We start from the raw sequence: 3,515 nt of genomic DNA, 5'->3' as shown, positions 1-3,515 counted from the left end.
AGCGAAGATCTCCCGGATGCCGTCGCCGAAGTCCTCGCCCACGACGGCCCTGCGCTGCTCGACGTCGTCACGGAGCGGCAGGAGCTGTCGATGCCGCCGGCGATCACCGCTGAACAGGTCAAGGGCTTCGCGCTGTATGCGATCCGCACGGTGATGTCCGGCCGCGGCGACGAACTGCTCGACCTCGCCAGGGCGAACTGGCGGCAGTTGTTCTGAGTCCCGCCCCCGCGTTCGCCCGGTCGCGCGGCATGCCGTACACTGGACGGGCAGTTGTCTGCATTCTTTTCCCGTGCCTCCGGGCGCAGGATGAAGGCAGATCCAGGGCCCGTCAGGGCTCTAGGGCGGTAGCTCAATTGGCAGAGCAGCGGTCTCCAAAACCGCAGGTTGCAGGTTCGATTCCTGTCCGCCCTGCGCGTCAGCGCCACGCTGGCACACGAAAGGTACATTCAGGATGGATCAGGACGAACCGCGCGGCGAGATCGTCGCGGCAGGCGGTGCCGCCGGTGTGAAGAAGCTCGGCTTCTTCGGGCGGATCGCACTGTTCTTCCGCCAAGTCATCGGAGAACTGCGCAAGGTCGTCACGCCGACCCGCAAGGAGCTGTTCAAGTTCACCGCGGTCGTGCTGGTCTTCGTCATCATCGTGATGGCCTTCGTGTACGGTCTGGATACCGCGTTCTCGTGGCTGACCGCGCAGGTCTTCGGAGTGCCGCAATAAGCGTCGCTCTGGCGGTTCCGGCCGCACTGAATGGAAAGAAACAACGTGTCTGAACGAAATTCCGACGACGCCGACTGGGCGACCGCCGCGGAGCAGTCCAGCGAGGACGACGAGGCGCAGGAGGGCAACGTCCTCTCTGCCGAAGAGAAGGCGTCTTCCGCGGCCGAGCATTCGGCCGTCCACATCGAGGGCGGCGCGGATGACGGCGATGCAGAAGGCACAGAAGACATCGAAATCGACGACCCGGAGGCGGACGCGATCGTGAACGACGCTCTCAACCTGGACGAGACGGCAGAGACAGAAGCTGCCGCCGAGGTCCTCAATGACGCGACGGCTGAAGAGGCCGCTGACCTTGAGGCCGCAGCGGCCGACGAGGTGGCTCCTTACGACGGCCCCGACACCGCTGACGAGCCCAGCGCAGATGCGGATGCCGCGGCAGCGGGCGATGCTTCCGAGGAAGCTGCGCCCGACGACGAGGCCGAGGACCCCTACGAGTCCTTCCGCATGGACCTTCGGATGCTCCCGGGCAAGTGGTACGTCATCCACTCCTACGCCGGGTTCGAGCGCAAGGTGAAGGCCAACATCGAGCAGCGCAAGTCGACGCTCGAAGTCGAGGACGACATCTACCAGATCGAGGTCCCGATGGAGGACGTCGTCGAGATCAAGAACGGCCAGCGCAAGATGGTCACGCGGGTGCGCATCCCCGGTTACGTGCTCGTGCGCATGGAGCTCAACGAGGACACCTGGTCGGTTGTCCGCCACACCCCGGGTGTGACCGGCTTCGTGGGCAACGCCCACAACCCGACGCCGCTGCGCTTCGAAGAGGCGTTCAACATGCTCAAGGCCCTCGTTGAGGTCAAGGACGTCCCGACCGCGAAGAACGTGCAGTCCAAGGGCGGTGTCGCGGTCGCTCGGACCGTGCCGGCCGAGGTCGACTTCGAGATCGGCGAGACGATCACGATCAAGGAGGGCTCGTTCGCCGGGCTCCCCGGTTCGATCAGTGAGATCAAGCCCGAGAGCGGCAAGCTCACCGTGCTCGTGTCGCTCTTCGAACGCGAGACCCCGGTCGAGCTCTCGTTCGACCAGGTCACCAAGATGTCTTGACGCGATCCGCTTCACGAACGCCCCGTTCGGCTCCGGCCGACGGGGCGTTCGCCATGCGGTAGACTTACCTGGTTTGTGCGCCTTCGCGCGCCCAGACGACCGCCGCCCGGAGATGCCGGGTTCGCGGGAGAACCGGATGCTGCGGCATCCGATTCGACGAAAGGAAAGAGAATGGCACCGAAGAAGAAGGTGACCGGCCTGATCAAGCTCCAGATCAACGCCGGTGCCGCCAACCCCGCGCCGCCGATCGGCCCCGCGCTCGGTCAGCACGGCGTGAACATCATGGAGTTCTGCAAGGCGTACAACGCTGCGACCGAGTCGCAGCGCGGCAACGTCGTCCCGGTCGAGATCACCGTCTACGAGGACCGCAGCTTCACGTTCATCCTCAAGACGCCGCCGGCAGCAGAGCTCATCAAGAAGGCCGCAGGAGTGCAGAAGGCCTCGGCCACACCGCACACCGTCAAGGTCGGCAAGATCACCAAGGACCAGGTCCGCCAGATCGCCGAGACCAAGCAGGCCGACCTGAACGCGAACGACATCGAGGCAGCCTCGAAGATCATCGCCGGTACAGCCCGCTCCATGGGCATCACGGTTGAGGGCTGAGGGGAATAATCATGGCAAAGTCCAAGGCTTACAAGGCTGCCGTCGAGAAGATCGAGGCAGACCGTTTCTACACGCCCACCGAGGCCGTCGCTCTCGCGAAGGAGACCGGTTCGGCGAAGTTCGACTCGACCGTCGAGGTCGCGCTGAAGCTCGCTGTCGACCCTCGCAAGGCTGACCAGATGGTGCGCGGCACCGTCATCCTCCCGCACGGTACCGGTAAGACCGCTCGCGTCATCGTGTTCGCCACCGGCCCCGCGGCCGAGGCCGCGATCGCCGCCGGCGCAGATGAGGTCGGCGGCGCCGAGCTCATCGAGAAGGTCTCCGGCGGCTGGACCGACTTCGACTCCGCCGTTTCGACCCCTGAGCTCATGGGTCAGGTCGGTCGACTTGGAAAGGTGCTCGGCCCCCGTGGCCTCATGCCCAACCCGAAGACCGGCACCGTGACTCCGAACCCGGCGAAGGCCGTCGAGGAGATCAAGGGCGGAAAGATCGAGTTCCGCGTCGACAAGCACGCCAACGTGCATTTCATCGTCGGCAAGGCATCGTTCTCGGCTGAGCAGCTCGACGAGAACATCGGTGCGGCTCTCGAAGAGATCGTCCGGCTGAAGCCGTCGAGCGCGAAGGGCCGTTACATCCAGAAGGGCGCCGTCTCGACCACGTTCGGTCCCGGCATCCCGCTGGACGTCAACGCCATCTGACGCTGACTGACGAAGGGCTCTCACCGCTGCGGTGGGAGCCCTTCGTCGTGCTCGAGGAGGCCGCGCGCAGGCGCCGCCGGGCACGACACGCCAGGGGAGCGACCTCGATTTGCCCGGGATGCCGATCCCGCGTAAGTTATTACTTGTTCGCCCCACAGGGAAGCGGAGAGGCTCAGAGCCTCACCCCCCTCAAGCGGAGAACCACCTCCCGAATCTCTCACTTGAGAGACCTGGACGCTTGCGTCTAGAATGGGAGCTTCCACCTCTTCTGCGGTTCACTTCAACCGCGCAGCGGATCTCAGATCCGGTCGGCGCGTCGATTTGACAGGCCAGATGAGGAGGGTAAGATTGAGAAGTTGCCCTGCGGGCCTGGTTGTGATGGCTGGGTCGTGGGT

General features: G+C 64.8%; 4 protein-coding genes, 1 tRNA gene and 1 pseudogene. All 6 read left to right on the top strand.

The window, feature by feature from the left end:
* Positions 1–216 (top strand): annotated as a pseudogene (locus ACTICP_RS16105) (ubiquinone-dependent pyruvate dehydrogenase); the annotation flags it as partial.
* Between the two features lie 122 nt (positions 217–338).
* Positions 339–411: transfer RNA gene (locus tag ACTICP_RS16100), tRNA-Trp, on the top strand.
* Positions 412–451: 40 nt separating this feature from the next.
* Complete coding sequence (gene secE, locus ACTICP_RS16095) at positions 452–715, top strand: preprotein translocase subunit SecE (RefSeq protein ID WP_441894088.1); 264 nt, start codon at positions 452–454, stop codon at positions 713–715.
* A gap of 45 nt (positions 716–760) precedes the next feature.
* The gene (gene nusG / locus ACTICP_RS16090; protein WP_441894086.1) at positions 761–1,819 is read left to right on the top strand and encodes a transcription termination/antitermination protein NusG; all 1,059 of its coding nucleotides are present in this window, start codon (positions 761–763) and stop codon (positions 1,817–1,819) included.
* A 171-nt stretch (positions 1,820–1,990) separates the two neighbouring features.
* A complete protein-coding gene (rplK, locus tag ACTICP_RS16085) occupies positions 1,991–2,422 on the top strand; it encodes a 50S ribosomal protein L11 (RefSeq protein WP_417508634.1) in 432 nt (143 codons plus the stop codon).
* A gap of 11 nt (positions 2,423–2,433) precedes the next feature.
* Positions 2,434–3,120 (top strand): 50S ribosomal protein L1, encoded by a 687-nt coding sequence (gene rplA, locus ACTICP_RS16080; protein ID WP_441894084.1) that lies wholly within the window; start codon positions 2,434–2,436, stop codon positions 3,118–3,120.
* The last annotated feature ends 395 nt before the right edge of the window (positions 3,121–3,515 follow it).

This window comes from Microbacterium sp. (assembly GCF_052102115.1).
GTDB lineage: Bacteria > Actinomycetota > Actinomycetes > Actinomycetales > Microbacteriaceae > Microbacterium.
Note: the sequence above shows the minus strand (reverse complement) of the source record. Positions and strands in the feature narration are given on the sequence as shown.

Coding starts and splice junctions, on each gene's coding strand:
- secE (WP_441894088.1), top strand. CDS start 452: ATGGATCAGGACGAACCGCGCGGCGAGATCGTCGCGGCAGGCGGTGCC.
- rplK (WP_417508634.1), top strand. CDS start 1,991: ATGGCACCGAAGAAGAAGGTGACCGGCCTGATCAAGCTCCAGATCAAC.
- rplA (WP_441894084.1), top strand. CDS start 2,434: ATGGCAAAGTCCAAGGCTTACAAGGCTGCCGTCGAGAAGATCGAGGCA.